The following is a 16860-nucleotide window of genomic DNA, read 5'->3' on the forward strand; positions in this document are numbered from 1 at the left end:
ATCAAGGAGCCTGCCATGTCGCGCACCGCCGCTGCCCACGCTGCTGAACGCCTGGACGACCTGATCGTGGCCGGGCCCGAGGACGATCCCGACGCCTTCGCCCGCGCGGTGGTGCGGTCCACCTCGGCCGCCCTGATGATGGTCGACCGCGACCTGACCATCATCGACCTGAACGACGCCACGCGCGCCCTGCTGAAGGCCAATGAGGCCGCCTTCGCCCGCGCCTTCCCCGGGGTGGCGCTGGACCGGATGGTCGGGACCTCCATCGACGTCTTCCACAAGGACCCCAGCCACCAGCGCGCCATGCTGGCCCACCCGCTGGCCCGACCGCACATCGCGGAGATCAGCGTCGGCGACCTGCGCTTCGCCCTTCGGGTCATGTCGGTGCTCGACGCCGGCGGCGACTATGTCGGCAATGTGCTGGAGTGGAACGACGTCACCGAGCTGCGCAAGCACGCCGGGATGCTGGAGGCGCTGAGCAAGGCCCAGGCGGTGATCGAGTTCAATCTGGACGGGACGATTCAGAGCGCCAACGGCAACTTCCTGAGCACCACCGGCTATCGGCTGGAGGAGATCGTCGGCCGCCACCACTCCATGTTCGTCGATCCGGCCGAGGTGCAGTCGGGCGCCTATCGCGCCTTCTGGGAGAAGCTGGGGCGCGGCGAATACGACGCCGGTCAGTACCGCCGGGTCGGCAAGGACGGGCGCGAGGTCTGGCTGCAGGCCAGCTATAACCCCATCCTCGACGCGCGCGGCACGCCGCTCAAGGTGGTCAAGTTCGCCACCGACATCAGCGCCCAGAAACAGGTGGCGGCGCGGGTGACCGAGATCTCGGGCATCGTCGCCTCGGCGGCCTCGCAGATGCGGGCCACCGCCGAAAGCATGGCCGGCACCGCCGAGGAAACCACGCGCCAGGCCGGGTCGGTGACGGCGGCGGCGGAGGTCACCTCGGTCAACGTCCAGACCGTCTCCTCGGCGGGTGAGGAACTGACCGCCTCCATCGCCGAGATCGCGCGTCAGGTGGCGGAGTCCAGCAGCATCTCCCAGCACGCCGTGACCGAGGCCGACCGCACCAGCGAGGCCATCCGCACCCTGGCCGACGCAGCCCAGAAGATCGGCAATGTCGTCACCCTGATCAACGACATCGCGGGCCAGACCAAGCTTCTGGCGCTCAACGCCACCATCGAGGCGGCGCGGGCGGGCGAGGCGGGCAAGGGCTTCGCCGTCGTGGCGTCCGAGGTGAAGAGCCTGTCGGACCAGACGGCGCGGGCGACGCACGAAATCTCGTCCCAGGTCTCGGCCATGCAGACGGCCACCCAGACCTCGGTCGGGGCCATCGGCAGCATCACCGACACCATCCGCAAGGTGGCCGACATCGCCTCGGCCATCGCCGGGGCGGTCGAGGAGCAGTCCGCCGCCACCCGCGAGATCGCCGCCAACGTCGCCCAGGTGGCCGAAGGCACGCGCCAGGTCTCGACGAGCATCGCGGGGGTCAACGCCGCCGCGGTCCAGACCAGCGACGCCTCGTCGGAACTGCTCAACGCCTCGGGCGAACTGGCCCGCCAGGCCGAAGCCTTGACGGCGGAAATGGATCGCCTCGCCGCCGCCTGAGCCCCCGAGGGCCGCGACGGGACGAAGAGGGGGCGAAGGCGCGCGACACGCCTTCGCCCCCTGAGTAATTGGGGATGCTTTTTCCTCCCCATGAAACGGGGAGGTGGCGCGGCGCCGCAGGCGACGTGACGGAGGGGCCGTTTGGACCGGGCAAAGCCCCTCCACCGCTACGCGGCCCCCCTCCCCATTGCATGGGGAGGAAAGAGGTCAGTCCCGCCGGAACACGCCCCTCAGCCCGATGACCGGCGCAAAGCCGCTCTCCAACCCCACCACGGTCTCAGCGCTGCCCAGCACCAGGGCGCCGTGCGGTTCCAGCGCCTGACCGATCTCGGCGAGCGCCGCGCGCTTGCGCTCGCGGTCGAAGTAGATCAGCACGTTGCGGCAGAAGACGAGGTCGAACCGGCCCAGGCCCGCCGTTCCGGCCAGCAGGTTGTGCGGCGCAAAGCGCACCATCGACCGCACCTGCGGCGACAGGCTCCAGCCGTCGCCCGCCCGCGTGAACCAGCGCGCCAGCCGCGCCTCGGTCAGGCCGCGCCTCACCTCGAAGTCGCTGTAGAGGCCGGTGCGGGCGCGCTCCAGAATGGGCAGGGACATGTCGGTGGCCAGGATGTCGATGCGCCAGCCGGGCATCCGCGCCTGCTCCTCCATCAGCAGCATGGCCAGGGAATAGGGCTCCTGTCCGCTGGAACAGGCGGCGCTCCAGATGCGTAAGGATCGGCTCTGCGCCCGCGCCGCGATCAGGTCGGGCAGGATGACGTCGCGCAGCTGATCGAAGGGCGTCGTGTCGCGAAAGAAGAAGGACTCATGCGTCGCCATGGCGTCGATGCAGCGCTGGGCCAGGGCGCCCGACGGCTCGGCGCCGACGCGGGCCAGCATCTGATCCAGACCGTCAAACCCGTCCTTGCGCGCCAGCGGCTCCAGCCGGCTTTCCAGCAGATAGTCCTTGTCCGCCGTCAGCACGAGGCCGGATCGGTCCAGCACCAGCTTGCGGAAACCCTCATAGGCGGCGGTCATGCGCAGGCCCTTCGCACCCAGGGCGCGATCTGGCTGAGCGGCAGGACCGCCTCGGCCAGTCCCGTTTTCGCCGCGGCGCCGGGCATGCCCCAGACCACGCTGGTCGCCTCGTCCTGCACCACGAAACGCCCGCCCGCCTCGGCCGCGGCGCGGCAGCCCTCGGCGCCGTCCGACCCCATGCCGGTCAGGATCACCGCCAGCAGGCCGGGGCCATAGACCGCCGCCGCCGAGCGCAGCATGGGATCGACCGAGGGCCGACAGAAGTGTTCGGGCGCTTCCTGATTGAGACGAATGACCGGCACCTGTCCGCTGCGGCCGACCGTCATGTGCCAGCCGCCCGGCGCCACATAGATGCGGCCCGGCAGGACGGGTTCGCCGTCGCGCGCCTCGGCCGCCGGGCGTCCGCCCGTCCGCTCCAGCTGTTCGGCCAGCATGGCGGTGAAGGTCGGCGGCATATGCTGGGTCAGCAGCACCGCCTGTTCCAGCTCGCCCTTGAGGTCGGCAAACAGGCTCATCAGGGCGGGCGGCGCGCCGGTCGAACCGCCGATGGCCACGACCTGGGGCCGTACGGGCGGTGACAGGGCGGCGGGGCGGATGACGGGAGCTGCGGGCGCGGGCGTTGTCGCGGTCGGCGTGGCCCCCCGCCCGCCGAGCGCCTTCACCTTGGCGGTCAGTTCACGCGCAAACTCGTCGGCCCCGACCAGGCCGCCCGTCTCGGGCTTGGGCACATAGTCGGCGGCCCCGGCCTGTAGCGCCTGCAGGCTGATGCGGGCGTTGCGCCGCGTCAGGGTCGAGGCCATGACCACCCGCGCCTCGGGCTGCAGCTTCAGGATAAGGGGCAGGGCGGTCAGCCCGTCCATCACTGGCATCTCGATGTCCAGCACCACCACGTCGACGGCGGTGCGCGCCAGCTCGATCAGCGCCGCCTCGCCGTTGGCGGCGCGGGCCACGATGCGCAGCGCCGGGTCGCGTTCCAGCGTCTGCACGATCAGGCCGCGCACGATGGCGCTGTCGTCCACGACCATGACGCTAATGCGGGGATCTCGAACGGGCGCGGCTTCCAGCAAGGCGAGCATCCTTTGGGTTGAATGCAGAATGTAACTCAAAGTTGTAAACAAGCTGTCGCCGTGACGCGCGGGGCTGCGGGGCCTATAGAGGCCGCTTCTTTTCATCGCCGCCCGCCGGGACATCCTTCGTGACGCCTGAAACCGCCTCGCCCGTCTGCGTCGCCGCCCTCTATCGTTTTGCCCCCATCGCGGATCGCGAGGCGGTGCAGGCGCATCTGCTGGACCTGTGCGGGACCGACGTGCGCGGCACGCTTCTGGTGGCCCACGAAGGTCTGAACGGCACCATCGCCGGGCCCGAGGCCGCCGTCGCCCGCGTCGTGGACGGCGTGCGCGCCATGCCCGGTTTCGACCGGCTGGAGCTGAAATACTCGACCGCCGAGGTCATGCCGTTTCACCGCATGAAGGTGCGGCTGAAGGCTGAGATCGTCACCATGGGCGTGACCGACATCGATCCGGTCGACGGCGTCGGCGCCTATGTCTCGCCCCAGGACTGGAACGCCCTGATCGCCGATCCCGACACCATCGTCATCGACACCCGCAATGACTATGAGGTCGAGGTCGGGGTGTTCGAAGGCGCCATCCAGCCCAATACGCGCACCTTCCGCGAGTTTCCCGACTGGTTCCGCACCGAGGGGCGCGCCCTGCTGGACCGGCCCAATCCGCCCAAGGTCGCCATGTACTGCACCGGCGGCATCCGCTGCGAAAAGGCCACCGCCTTCCTCAAGGCCGAGGGCGTCGAGCAGGTCTTCCATCTGGAAGGCGGCATCCTGAAATACCTGGAAACCATCCCCGAGCCCGAGAGCCTGTGGCGCGGCGACTGCTTCGTCTTCGACGAGCGCGTGGCGGTGGGGCATGGGCTGAAGAAGGGCGACCACAGCCTGTGCCGCGGCTGCCGCATGCCGGTCAGCCCCGAGGCGCGCCTGTCGCCGCTCTATGTCGAGGGCGTCTGCTGCGATCGCTGCCACGATACGCGCACCGACGAGCAGCGCGAGGGCTACGCCGAGCGGCAGAAGCAGATGGAGATCGCGGCGCGGCTGGGGATCGAGCACGTCGGGGCGGCACAGAAGCGGGCGGATACCTAGGCTTTTAAGCGCCGTCATCCTCGGGCTTGACCCGAGGATCGGGTTGTCCGTCTGCGCGACGTCGGAAGTCGCCAGCGCGCCGCTTCGCTCGATCCTCGGGTCAAGCCCGAGGATGACGGCGGTAGGGGCAGGGAAGGCGGAAATCGGAGGCGCCTTCGCCTCTCGCCGCGCCCGTGCCATGCTCGCGTCGAGCCTGAACGGAGTCCGCCCATGTCGTCCTTCCGTCCCGTCGCCGATCTGGACACCCATGAGGTGACGAACCAGCCGCCGCCGCTGGAGGACGTCAACCTGTTCACCGGCGACCGGGCGCTGCTGGATGCGGTGCGCCGCGCGGGCGGGGGGCAACACGAGGCGCGGCTGACCGCCTTGGGCGCTCGTTGCGGCTCGGCCGAGGTCATCGACTGGGGCGTTCAGGCCAACCGCGTGCCGCCGGTGCTGGACACGCACGACCGCTACGGCCGCCGCATTGACGAGGTGACGTTTCATCCGGCCTATCATCAGCTGATGCAGCTCGGGCTGGAGGCGGGGCTGGCCTCCGCCGCCTGGGACGGGACGGCGAACGGCCATGTCCTGCACGCCGCCATTCTGTTCCTGACCGGTCAGGCGGACTCGGGGACCAGTTGTCCCATGACCATGACCTACGCCTCGGTCCCAGCCCTGGCGGTCGAGCCCGCGGTGGGCGCGCCGTGGATCGAGAAGATCAGGGGCGGTCGCTACGACCCCGCCGTCCGTCCCGCGCAGGACAAGGCCGGCGTCACCATCGGCATGGCCATGACCGAAAAACAGGGCGGGTCCGACGTGCGCGCCAACGCCACCCGCGCCGAACCGGTCGGCGAGGACGGCTGGTATCGGCTGACGGGGCACAAGTGGTTCTGTTCGGCCCCCATGTCGGACGCCTTCCTGACCCTGGCCCAGGCGCCGGGCGGCCTGACCTGTTTCCTGCTGCCGCGCTGGGCGCCGGACGGGACGCGCAACGCGGGCTTTCGCGTCGTGCGGCTGAAGGACAAGATGGGCGACCGCTCCAACGCCTCGTCCGAGGTCGAGTATCACGGCGCCCTGGCCCAGAGGATCGGCGAGGAGGGGCGAGGCGTCGCCGCCATCATCCGCATGGTCCAGCACACCCGGCTGGACTGCGTGATCGGCTCGGCCCAGCAGATGCGCGGGGCCCTGGCCCAGGCCATCTGGCACGCGCAGCACCGCACGGTCTTTCAGAAGCGGTTGATCGACCAGCCGATGATGGCCGCCGTCCTGGCTGATCTGGCGGTCGAAAGCGAGGCGGCCACGGCCCTGTCCCTGCATCTGGCGGGAACCTTCGACCGCGACGAGCCGGTCGGCCGGCTGCTGACGCCGATCGCCAAATACCAGGTCTGCAAGCGCGCGCCGGGGATGATCTATGAGGCGATGGAGAGCCTGGGCGGCGCCGGCTACGTCGAGACGGGTCCGATACCGCGCCTGTTCCGTCAGTCGCCGCTGAACGCCATCTGGGAGGGCTCTGGCAATGTCATTGCGCTCGATGTGCTGCGCGCGTTCGGTCGCGAACCGGAGGCGGTCGAGGCCCTGCGCGGGTTTCTGGGGGCGGTGCGCGGACGGGACGGCGCCTATGACCGCTGGCTGGATGGGTTGGACCTCGCTCCGTCGTCGGAAGGCGCGGCGCGCCTGACGGTCGAGCGCCTGGCAATGGCGGCGCAGGCCGCGGTGCTGCTGATGAACGAAAGCCCCATGGCCGAGGTCTTCTGCCGTCTACATCTCATGCCGCGCGGCGCGGCCTATGGGGCGTTTGACGCGAACATCAATGCGGGCGAGATCCTGGGTCGGGCCCTACCCGCCTGAAACAACAGGCGGCGGCTCGCAAGGGCAAGCCGCCGCCGCCGGTCAGCTGAGGACGATGATCGCCACGCGGCGATTCTGCGCCCGGCCTTCGCGGGTGTTGTTCGGCGCGACCGGCTTGGCCTCGCCGTAGGAGATGGTGGCCATGCGGTTCAGGGCGATGCCCTGGCTGCTGAGGTAGCGGCGCACGGCTTCGGCGCGAGCCTGACCGAGCTGCTCGTTCATGCGCTCGTCGCCGGCCGAGTCGGTGTGTCCCTGGATTTCCAGGTAGACGTTGCGGTTTTCGGCCTTGAGGCGCTGCACCAGTTCGGAGAGGCGCTGTTCGGCCTCCGGCGACAGGGCGTCGCGGTTGACCGGGAACTTCACCGAGTCGTCGGACAGCACCATCTCGTACAGGAACTTGCCTTCGGCCAGCTTGTGCGCGGCGTTGGCCCGAGCGAGCGCTTCGCCGGCGGTGCCTTCGACCTGGGTCAGATGACTGTCGACCTGCGTGACGCGTTCGTCGACGACGGCGACGTTTTCACGCACGAAGCGATGGCTCGCACACCCGCTTGCGGTCAGCCCTACCAGCACCACCACTGCACTGGCCGCGACCGCCTTAGATGTCAGTTTGATCAAGTTGAGTCTCCTTCGTTCCGGGGCGCTACTCCGGGGATTGCGCGTTGCTGCACCCGCAGATGCAGGGAACGGCGCTGCAAAGACGCGCAACCGAAGACATGGTTTCAGCTTAACCATAGAAAAACTTTAGAAATCACCGATTTTGCAAAGTTGGGCGTATTCAAGGCGCGGCGCCATGATGCTGACGCGGATGAAGGGTTACCAGAGAGCGCCTCAATGTCCTGAGGTCGCGCGTCGGGATATTCATTTTGTTTAGTTTAGTCTTGTCAGCGGTGAAGCTTAGGGAAGCGACTGCTTGAACGGCGCAAGATCAGACGGTTCGTTTTCGGTTCCGCGTCATGCGGCGTCGCCGGGGCGGCGCAAGGCGAGGCGGCGGGCCCTGACCATGGTCGCCAGCGTCGGCGCGCACCTGCTGGTGCTGGCCCTGATCCTGCTGGCCCCGGCCAAGACGCCCGTCTATCCGCCCGAGGCCGAACCGATCGAGGTGATGCTGGTCGATCCGCCGCCGCCGGCCCCCGTTCCGTCGCCGGATGAAGGCGGAGGGGGATCGCCCGCGCCCGCCCCGACGCCGGCCCCTGCGCCGGTTCCCACGCCTGCGCCCGAGAAAAGGCCGGCCAAGGCCCAGCGCGCCGCGCCGACGCGGCCTTCGCCACGGCCCAGCCGGCCGGCGCCGCGCTCGCCGACGGTCGCTCCTGTGCCGATCACCGCCCCGGCGCCCAGCGTTTCCTACGTCTTTCTGGGCGACGCGGCCCTGGCCGGAGCCATGACGGCGGGCGGCGGGGCCGGAAACGGGGCCGGTTCGGGAACGGGCAGCGGGACCGGCGCCGGCAGCGGATCGGGCAGCGGCGACGGCTCGGGCTCCGGCCAAGGCGGGTCGTGCGACATGGTTCGACGCCTGCAGAACGCCCTGCGCGACGCGCCCGGCGTCCGCGCCGCCCTCAACGAGGCCTATCGCACCTCGGGCGCCAATGGTCGCGCCATCCTGGTGTGGAACGGCGACTGGGTGCTGAGCCCCGGTCAGGAAGGCAAGGGGCTGGCGGGCGTGCGTCAGGCCGTGGCGGTCACCGTCGGCTTCACGCCGCGCGCCTGCAAGACCGAGACGGTGCGGGGCTATGTCCTGCTGACCCTGGGCGACGGCCCGGGCGCGGCGCGGCTGGCCCTGGGAACGGGCCAGTGGCGCTGGGGCGACCTGCTGCGCTGATCCCGGCCGTGACTCAGCTCAGGCCCAGCGGGCCGTAGAGCCAGGTCAGCCAGACGCCGATGGACAGGAAGACGCCGAACGGCAGGCGGTCGGTCGCCGACACGCGACGCCGCACGATCAGCATGGCCAGCACGACGCTGAGTCCAGCGACCGAGGCCCACAGAAGGACGCTGGGCAGGCCCGTCCAGCCGACCCAGGCGCCGCTGGCGCCCAGCAGGAAGGGGTCGCCGTCGCCCAGGCCCTCGCGCCCGCGCACGACTCGATAGAGGCGGGCCAGCAGCCACAGTCCGCCGAAACCCACCAAGGCGCCGATCAGCGGCGGGATCAGGGCCGAGGGGAAGGCGGCGCCAAGGCCGCCGGGATAGAGCAGGACCGCCGCGATCAGGCCGCTGACGAACAGGGGCAGGGTCAACTGGTCGGGCAGCCAGAAGTGCTCGGCGTCGACCAGGGCGATGATCAGCAGGTTCCACCCCAGCGCCCCGGTCATCAGGGCCATGGTGAAGTCTGCGGAATGCAGGCCCGCCCAGACCCCGATCAGGCCCGATCCCAGCTCGATCAGCGGATAGCGGAGGGGGATCTTCGAGCCGCAGTCGGAACAGCGTCCGCGCGACAGGGCCCAGCTGAGCAGCGGGATCATGCGCCAGGGCTTCAGCGTTCGGCCGCAGCCGCCGCACCGGGAACGGCCGAACACCACGTCCTCGCCGCGCGGCAGGCGCAGACTGACCAGGCCCAGGAAGCTGCCGACTATGAGGCCGACGCCCCCCAGGAAGGCGGCGTAAATCAACATGGGTCGCCTCCCCGGCGCGTGTTCGTCGCCCTCAACTAGCGGGCGCGGACGGATTGGGGGAGGCGGAATCGTCGCCAGGCATCGGCGGAATATGAAATCCACGCCGTGTCAGGACGGTCTTTCATGCAAGCGGCGCCACAGCTTCATGGAACGGCGTCTGATTTGTCGTGGTTCGGCGGCGGCGGTGTCACATCCGGCTTCTAGGGGAGGGGCCGGGCAGGCGGGCGCCGATCATCCAACTCCGGACAATCCGTCCGGACGTCCTCCTGCATGTCTCATTGGCTTGGACACGGTGGAGAACGATGACCGCTCTCAAGACGAAAACCCTGCTCGCGGTCGCCGCCAGCGCCCTGGCCCTGGCCGCCTGCGGCGGCGACGGCACCTCTGAACTGCAGAACCCCGGCAACACCGGCGGCAACCCGGGAACGGGCGGCGGCGGCAACAACGGCGGCGGCGGCACGGGCGGCTCGACCGGCGCCTGCCCGACCCACCCGAACGTGACCAAGGTCACGGTCGGCACCGAGGAGCACTGCCGCATCTCGGGCGAGATCACCACCAACCTGACCCTGACGGCCGGCCCGGCCTACCAGCTGAACGGCACGGTCAAGGTCGGCAAGGACGTCGGCTTCGACGGCCAGAAGGCCGGCGGCGTCACCGCCGTCCTGTCGATCGATCCGGGTGTGAAGATCTACGCCGGCACCCGCACCTCGCAACTGGCTATCCAGCGCGGCTCGCGCATCAACGCCCAGGGCACCGCCGCCCAGCCCATCATCTTCACCAGCGCCGACGCGCTCGGTTACGCCACGACCCTGGGTCTGGCCAACGCCCGTTCGCCGCTGGGCGCCGGCGTCCGCGACGACCCCTATTCGGGCGAGTGGGGCGGCCTGTCGCTGCTCGGCCGCGGCGTGATCAACAACTGCCCGGCCGCTCCGGCCGTCTGTGAAGCCGAAGCCGAAGGCGGCTCGGGCCTGTACGGCGGCAATGTGCCGAACGACACCTCGGGCACCCTGCGCTACGTCCGCGTCGAATACGCCGGCGTGCGCTTCACCGAGACCAATGAGCTGAACGCCATCGCCTTCTGGGGCGTCGGTTCGGGCACGACCGTCGACTACATCCAGGCCCACAACGGCGGCGACGACACGGTCGAGTTCTTCGGCGGCTCGGTCAACGCCAAGCACCTGGTGCTGACGGGCGCCGACGACGACAGCCTGGACTGGACCTTCGGCTGGAACGGCAAGGTCCAGCACGTGGTCATCGCCCAGAACCCGCTGCAGCTGGCCGGCGACGCCGGTTACGAGGCCGACAACAACGAACTGGGCTTCGACATCCTGCCGCGTTCGGCCCCGACCATCTCGAACGTGACCCTGGTCGGCAACACCACGGCCGGCGCCGGTCTGCGCCTGCGCCGCGGCACCGCCGGCAAGCTCTACAACCACGTCGTGTCCGGCAACTTCCAGCGCGGCCTGCGCATCGACGACGCCGCCACCTACGCGCAAGCCGACGCCGGCAATCTGTCGCTGCGCTCCTTCTACATCTCGACGGCGACGCCCTTCCACAGCACCCAGGCCCAGGCCGTCTTCACCAAGGACGCCAACAACCGCACGGGCGCCTCGACCCTGTCGTCCTACGTCTCGGGCGGCAAGGCCTACATCAACGGCGTCAACGAGAACGGCGTGACCTCGGTCGACCCGCGCACGATCGACGCCTTCTTCGACGCCGCCCCCTATGCCGGCGCCGTCCGTGACTCGGCCTCCAACTGGACGCTGAACTGGACCCGCTGGCTGAACGACTAGGGGTCGCCTCGACCTTGAGCGGCGGGCGGCTGAAAGGCCGCCCGCCGCCTCGCCTTTCCTCCTTCTTTCCGGCGCTCGCACCGAAGGACTTCTTGAGATGACGCCTACCCGCACGATCGGCCTCGCCGGCCTGCTCGCCAGCACCGTCCTGACCGCTCCGGCCCTGGCCTGGGGCCAGGACGCCGCGCCTTCGGCCCCCGCGCCGCAAGACCCCGAGGCCGTTTCGACGGTCGAGGACATCGTCGTGCGCGGCCGCTTCGTGCCGGACGTCAAGCGCGAGACCTCGGCGGTCGCCAACATCCTGACCGAAGAAGACATCAAGCGTTCGGGCGACTCGGAAATCGGCGAGGCCCTGGCCCGCGTCACCGGCCTGTCCATCGTCGGCGACGGCTATGTCTATGTGCGCGGCCTCGGCGATCGCTATTCCAGCATCGTGCTGGACGGCTCGACCCTGCCCAGCCCCGAGCCGCTGAAGCGCGTCGTGCCCCTCGACCTGTTCCCGACCTCGCTGGTCTCGAACGCCCAGATCCAGAAGACCTATTCGGCCCAGTATCCGGGCGAGTTCGGCGGCGGTCTGATCGCCCTGTCGACGCGCGCCATTCCCAATGAACGCTTCCTGTCCTTCGGCGCCTCGATCAGCGCCGAGACGGAATCGACCGGCAAGGAAGGTCTCTACTGGGATGCGGGCGGCAAGCTGTCGAACATCGGCATCGCCGACAACAGTCTGAACCTGCCCAAGTTCATCGCCATCGACCCCTCGCTGAAGTCCTTCGCCAACAACCCGACCATGCTGCAGGCGGCGGGCCGCTCGCTGCGCAACATCTGGTCGATCGACGGCGACAAGAACCTGCCGGACTTCGGCTTCAACCTCTCGGGCGCCGAGATCGTCGACCTGTCGAACGGCATCCGCCTGGGCGGTTTCGTGGCTGTCGACTACGACTATCAGGTCCGCAACCGCGAGGGCGTGCGCAACTCGTTCGAGGTGAACGGCGGCGTCAACGACCAGATCAGCCCCGAGGCCTGCGCCGGCGCGGGCGGCCTGTCGAACGCGACGGGCTGCGGCTTCCAGCGCACGGAACAGGAATACGCCCTGAACGCCCTGGGCGCCTTCGGCATCGAGTTCAACGAGAACCATGAGCTGAAGCTGACCACGCTTCTGCTGCGCAAGACGCGCCAGCAGGCCCTGATCGAGCGCGGCCTGTTCTCGGCCGACCCCGGCCTGATCCGCAGCTTCCAGCGCCTGAACTGGATCGAGCAGCAAATGAACTCGAACCAGCTGTCGGGTCGTCACGTCTTCATGCTGCCGATGGCGCTGGATCGGTTGCAGATCGACTGGCGCGCGGCCTATTCGACCGCCTCGCGCGACACGCCCTATCGCCGCGAATACTCCTATCGTCTGGAGCCGGACAACGTTTTCCGCCTGACGCCGGGGTCGGACTCCAACCGCACCTTCTTCAGCGCCCTGGAAGACGAGAACATCGAGTTCGGTCTCGACTTCACCCTGAACGGCATGATCGCCGACCGCGAAATCACCCTGAAGGCCGGCGGCCTGCATCAGGAGCGCGAGCGCGACTTCGCCAGCCGCCGCTACTCCTTCCAGCCGGCGGCGGGCGTGATCATCACCCCGGCCCTGCGGTCTTATGTGCCCGAGATCATCTTCAGCCCCGACAACATCGGCGGCAACGCGGGCTACACCCTGCGCGACATCACCGATCCGTCTGACTTCTTCGACGCGACCATGGAGATCAATGCGGCCTACGCCTCGGCCGAGGTGGAGGTGATCAAGGACCTGCGCGTCACGGCCGGCGTCCGTTACGAGGACTCCGAGCAGCAGGTGAACAGCTTCATCCCGCTGGGCGAGACCGGCGCGGGCGATCCTATCGCCGCTGATCTTGCCCAGGACTTCTGGCTGCCGACGGCGACGGCGACCTGGGAGTTCGCCGACAACATGCAGCTGCGCTTCGGCTATTCGAAGACGATCAACCGTCCCGATCTGCGCGAACTGGCCAACGCCCTGTTCCTGGACGACGATTCCAACACCCTGGAGCGCGGCAATCCGAACCTGAAGATCGCCGAGATCCAGAACTACGACCTGCGCTGGGAATGGTATTTCGGCCAGCGCCAGTCGGCCACCATCGGCCTCTTCTACAAGTCCTTCGACAACCCGATCGAGCGCACCTATCAGCCGATCGGCGAGGGCTTCGGCCGTTCGTTCCAGAACGCCCAGGAAGCCACCCTGAAGGGCGTCGAGGCCGAGATCGACTACACCCTGCCGATGGACGTCTGGGCCCCGAACCTGACCTGGTTCCAGGACAACGAGGTCTTCGTCGTCGCCAACGTCACCTGGTCGGATTCGGAAGTGACCGACGCGGCCTATACCCGCGCCCTGCAAGGTCAGTCGGAATGGTTGGGCAACCTGCAGCTCGGCTTCGAGAACCTCACGGCCCGCCGCCGCGCCACCCTGCTGGTCAACTATCAGGGCGAGCGGATTTCGGACGCCGGCATCATCACCGGCTCGACCCGTCTGCCGGACGTGGTCGAGACCCCGCCCATCCTGCTGGATCTGGTCGCCAGCCAGACCTTCACCGTCGGCGGTCGCGACTATGACGTCGGCGCCAAGGTCGAGAACATCCTGGGCGAGGAATACGAGCGCAGCCAGTCCTTCGCCAATGGCGGCAAGGGCGTGGTCGAGGGCTACAAGCTGGGCACCACCTTCTCGCTCAGCCTGTCCACGACCTTCTGATCCGCATACGGCGGCGTTGTCACGACAACGTCTCAAGGCCGTCATCGTGACGTGAGGCTTCGACCCCGGCTGCTGGAGTAAGCAGCCGGGGTTCCCGTTTTCGGGGGTGTTCGGAGCGTCGGGCGTGATCGCACGGGTCGGGGAATGGGGGCGTCAGGCGCGCACGGCGATAGCCGCGCGGCCGGGGCGTGTTCGCGCGGGCGTCGAGATCGCCCTGGTCGCCCTGCTGGCGGTTCAGGCCGGCCGTCTGGCCTGGATCTTCGTCGCGCCCCAGCCGGAAACGGCGGTCGCTCCCCGCGCCGAGGCCGCGCCCGTGGACGCCTCCGTCTTTCAGCGTTTCGACGCCTTCTTCCGCACCGGCGACAAGAGCAGTCTGGCCGAGGCGGCGGGCGCCGACAGCGACGCCCTGCGTCTGTTCGGGGTGCGCGCGGGCGGGCCGGACGGCGGCTCGGCCATCATCGGCCTGCCCGACGGACGCCAGGTCTCGGTCGGGGTGGGCGAGACCATTTCCGAGGGCCTGACCCTGGCCTCGGTCGGCGAGGATTTCGTCACTGTCTCGCGCGGCGGATCGGTCAGCCGCCTGGTCTTCACCGAGACGCCCACGGGCGCCGCGACGCCGCCTCCGCCGCCCACGACCGCGCAGGTCATGACGCCGACGGGGGCTCCAGCCCCGGTATCGGCTGCGGCCTCGGCCACGCCCGCGCCCGCTGGCCCGGTCGTTGATCCACAGCGGCTGATGGCCCAGGCCTCGCTGCGTCCGCGCATGGACGGGCTTCGGATCAAGGGCTTCACCCTGGCCGCGCGCGGCGACGGGGCGGCTCTGAGGGCGGCGGGCCTGCAATCGGGCGACGTCATCCTGGCCGTCAACGGGGCCGAACTGAACAGTCTGGAACGTCTGTCCGAACTGGGCGGCGAGCTTTCCGGCAGCAGCGCCGCCGAGATCCGCTTCGAGCGGAACGGCCGGGTGCAGACCACCACCATAAGGACCGGCCAGTGATGCGCCTTCACCGCTCTTTCGCCGCCGTCGCCCTGTCGGCCCTGATCGCCGCCCAAGGCCCCCTGCTGGCCTCGCCAGCCTTCGCGCAAGAGGGCGCGCGCCAGACCCTGAACGTCCAGGGCGCCGACATCCGCGCCTTTATTCAGGACGTGGCTCGGACCACGGGCCGCACCTTCATCGTCGACCCCGCCGTGACCGGCAACGTCACCGTGGCCAGCCAGCGGGCGCTGAGCCGCACCGAGCTGTTCGAGGTCTTCCTCTCGACCCTGCGCGCCAACGGCCTGGTGGTGACGCCGACCAGCTCCGGCGCCTATCGCATCAGCCCGGCCCAGGGCGCGGCGCAGGGGCCGGCCACCGTCGGGTCCGAGCGCTTCTCGACCCAGGTCTTCCAGCTGCGCAACATCGACGCCGCCTCGGCCGCCGAGACCATCCGCCCTCTGGTCGGCGCCCAGGGTCAGGTGCTGGCCAACCCCAGCGGCAACAGCGTCGTGGTCGCCGACTTCGCCGACAACCTGAGCCGCATCCGCAGCCTGATCCAGCGCATCGACGTGGACCGCGCCGCCTTCGACGTGGTGACGCTGGAGAACTCCTCCGCCGCCGAGATCGCCGGCGTTCTGGCCCAGGTCCTGGCTCCGCCCGGCGGCCAGCCGGGGCAAGGGATGGTGTCGGTGACGCCGGTGGCCAGCTCCAACTCTGTCATCCTGCGCGGCGACCCCGCCGCCGTGGCGCGGGTGCGGCCTCTTGTTGAGGATTTGGACCGCCGCGCCCGCTCGGCCGACGATGTGAAGGTCGTCTTCCTGCAGCACGCCAACGCCGAGCAGTTGCTGCCGGTGCTGCAACAGATCGTCGGCCAGCCGGTGACGGCTCCGGCTGCTGCGACGCCGGCCATCGCTCGCCCCGGAGCCGGCGGCGGCGAGACCCCGACGCCCCAGCCCGTCGCCGCTCCGGCCGCGTCGGTCGCGGGGCAGAAGGCCAGCATCGCCCGCTTCCCGGGCGCTAACGCCCTGGTCATCTCGGCCTCGGCGGACACGCAGCGGATGCTGGCCGAGGTCATCCGCCAACTGGACAGTCGCCGCCAACAAGTCCTGATCGAGGCCATCGTGGTCGAGCTGGGCGACACCGCCGTGCGCGAGCTGGGCGTCCAGTGGCTGCTGGCCGGATCGGACGGTACGCCTATCGGCCTGACCAATTACTCAGATCGCGCCGCGCCTCTGGTCCCGCTGGCGGGCGGGGCGGCGGCGGGTCAGCTGGACAAGGACGATCCGCTGCGCGAGCAGCTTCAGAACCTGGCCCTGAACAGCCTGGTCGGCGCCAACGGCTTCATCGGCGGGGGCGGCGGCCGCATCGGCTCGGACGGCCTGTTCGGCTTCATCATCAATGCGGCCAAGTCCGACGAGGGCTCCAACCTGCTCCAGACCCCGTCGCTGATGACGCTGGACAATGAGGAGGCCACGATTCTGGTGGGCCAAGAGGTGCCGATCACCACCGGCGAGGCCCTGCTGGACGGCAACTCCAACCCCTTCCGCACGACCCAGCGTCAGGACATCGGGGTCAAGCTGATCGTCAAGCCGCAGATCAATGCCGGCGGCTCCATCACCCTCTTCCTGCGTCAGGAGGTGTCCAGCATCAACGGGGTTTTGACCAATAACGCCTCTGATCTGGTGCTCAACAAGCGCGAGCTGGAGACGACGCTGGTGGTGGACGACGGCGAGATCGCCGTGGCCGGCGGCCTGCTGGATCAGAACGACCGCCTGTCGGTCGACAAGGTGCCGGGCCTGGGCGACGTGCCGGTGCTCGGCAACCTCTTCAAGTCGACCAGCCGCCAGCGCGGGCGCACCAATCTGATGGTCTTCATCCGCCCGACCATCATCCGCACCCCGGGCGACGCCCAGCAACTGAGCGCCGACCGCTGGGGCTATATGCGCGGCGAGCAGCTGCGCTCGCAGCCCGGCGTCGAGCCCAGCCTGGACGAGATGCTGCGCGACTATATGCGGACCCAGGCCCCGGTCGCGCCGCGCGCCATCGACAACCCGGCGCCGGGCGGGACCGCCCCAGTCGGGGAAGTGACGATCAGCCCGCTGGCCCCCGCCGCCAACGCCGTCCCGCCGCAGGGCTGAGGA

At 69.4% G+C, this 16860-nt stretch carries 12 protein-coding genes; 8 read left to right on the forward strand and 4 right to left on the reverse strand.

The features are described 5' to 3' along the window. Positions 1 to 15 precede the first annotated feature (15 nt). Positions 16 to 1611 carry a methyl-accepting chemotaxis protein gene (locus tag ACI2KI_RS07805; protein WP_404619008.1) on the forward strand — a complete coding sequence of 532 codons (1596 nt, stop codon included), beginning with the start codon at positions 16 to 18 and terminating at the stop codon, positions 1609 to 1611. A 207-nt stretch (positions 1612 to 1818) separates the two neighbouring features. Here ACI2KI_RS07805 and ACI2KI_RS07810 read toward each other — a convergent pair whose 3' ends face one another. Then, positions 1819 to 2625, reverse strand: coding sequence for a CheR family methyltransferase (locus ACI2KI_RS07810; protein WP_404619010.1), 807 nt, complete (start codon positions 2623 to 2625; stop codon positions 1819 to 1821). Then, positions 2622 to 3692, reverse strand: a complete 1071-nt coding sequence (locus ACI2KI_RS07815) for a chemotaxis response regulator protein-glutamate methylesterase (RefSeq protein WP_404619012.1) — start codon at positions 3690 to 3692, stop codon at positions 2622 to 2624. The genes ACI2KI_RS07810 and ACI2KI_RS07815 overlap by 4 nt, the downstream gene beginning before the upstream one ends. Before the next feature lie 128 nt (positions 3693 to 3820). Here ACI2KI_RS07815 and ACI2KI_RS07820 point away from each other — a divergent pair, with 128 nt between their 5' ends. Together ACI2KI_RS07820 and ACI2KI_RS07825 are read left to right on the forward strand one after the other, a co-directional pair. Further along, a complete protein-coding gene (locus tag ACI2KI_RS07820) occupies positions 3821 to 4774 on the forward strand; it encodes a rhodanese-related sulfurtransferase (protein WP_404619014.1) in 954 nt (317 codons plus the stop codon). A gap of 210 nt (positions 4775 to 4984) precedes the next feature. After that, positions 4985 to 6604: an acyl-CoA dehydrogenase family protein gene (locus tag ACI2KI_RS07825; protein ID WP_404619016.1), complete on the forward strand. Its 1620-nt coding sequence runs from the start codon at positions 4985 to 4987 to the stop codon at positions 6602 to 6604. Between the two features lie 42 nt (positions 6605 to 6646). Here ACI2KI_RS07825 and ACI2KI_RS07830 read toward each other — a convergent pair whose 3' ends face one another. Then, a complete protein-coding gene (locus tag ACI2KI_RS07830) occupies positions 6647 to 7219 on the reverse strand; it encodes an OmpA family protein (RefSeq protein WP_404619018.1) in 573 nt (190 codons plus the stop codon). 385 nt (positions 7220 to 7604) lie between these two features. Between ACI2KI_RS07830 and ACI2KI_RS07835 the strand changes: the two genes are divergently transcribed. Then, a complete protein-coding gene (locus tag ACI2KI_RS07835; protein WP_404619020.1) occupies positions 7605 to 8420 on the forward strand; it encodes a hypothetical protein in 816 nt (271 codons plus the stop codon). A gap of 13 nt (positions 8421 to 8433) precedes the next feature. On the opposite strand, the gene ACI2KI_RS07840 is transcribed toward ACI2KI_RS07835, so the two are convergent. Next, positions 8434 to 9207, reverse strand: coding sequence for a prepilin peptidase (locus ACI2KI_RS07840; RefSeq protein WP_404619022.1), 774 nt, complete (start codon positions 9205 to 9207; stop codon positions 8434 to 8436). Between the two features lie 302 nt (positions 9208 to 9509). Between ACI2KI_RS07840 and ACI2KI_RS07845 the strand changes: the two genes are divergently transcribed. From ACI2KI_RS07845 to gspD, 4 genes are all read left to right on the forward strand, one after another. Beyond that, positions 9510 to 11000 carry a hypothetical protein gene (locus ACI2KI_RS07845; RefSeq protein WP_404619024.1) on the forward strand — a complete coding sequence of 497 codons (1491 nt, stop codon included), beginning with the start codon at positions 9510 to 9512 and terminating at the stop codon, positions 10998 to 11000. Between the two features lie 97 nt (positions 11001 to 11097). Continuing rightward, complete coding sequence (locus tag ACI2KI_RS07850; protein WP_404619026.1) at positions 11098 to 13743, forward strand: TonB-dependent receptor domain-containing protein; 2646 nt, start codon at positions 11098 to 11100, stop codon at positions 13741 to 13743. 124 nt (positions 13744 to 13867) lie between these two features. Next, complete coding sequence (locus tag ACI2KI_RS07855; RefSeq protein WP_404619028.1) at positions 13868 to 14740, forward strand: type II secretion system protein N; 873 nt, start codon at positions 13868 to 13870, stop codon at positions 14738 to 14740. After that, positions 14740 to 16857, forward strand: a complete 2118-nt coding sequence (gene gspD / locus ACI2KI_RS07860; protein ID WP_404619030.1) for a type II secretion system secretin GspD — start codon at positions 14740 to 14742, stop codon at positions 16855 to 16857. Before ACI2KI_RS07855 ends, gspD begins: the two co-directional genes overlap by 1 nt. Positions 16858 to 16860 lie beyond the last annotated feature (3 nt).

Source organism: Brevundimonas sp. NPDC046655 (assembly GCF_044901625.1).
Classification (GTDB): Bacteria; Pseudomonadota; Alphaproteobacteria; order Caulobacterales; family Caulobacteraceae; genus Brevundimonas.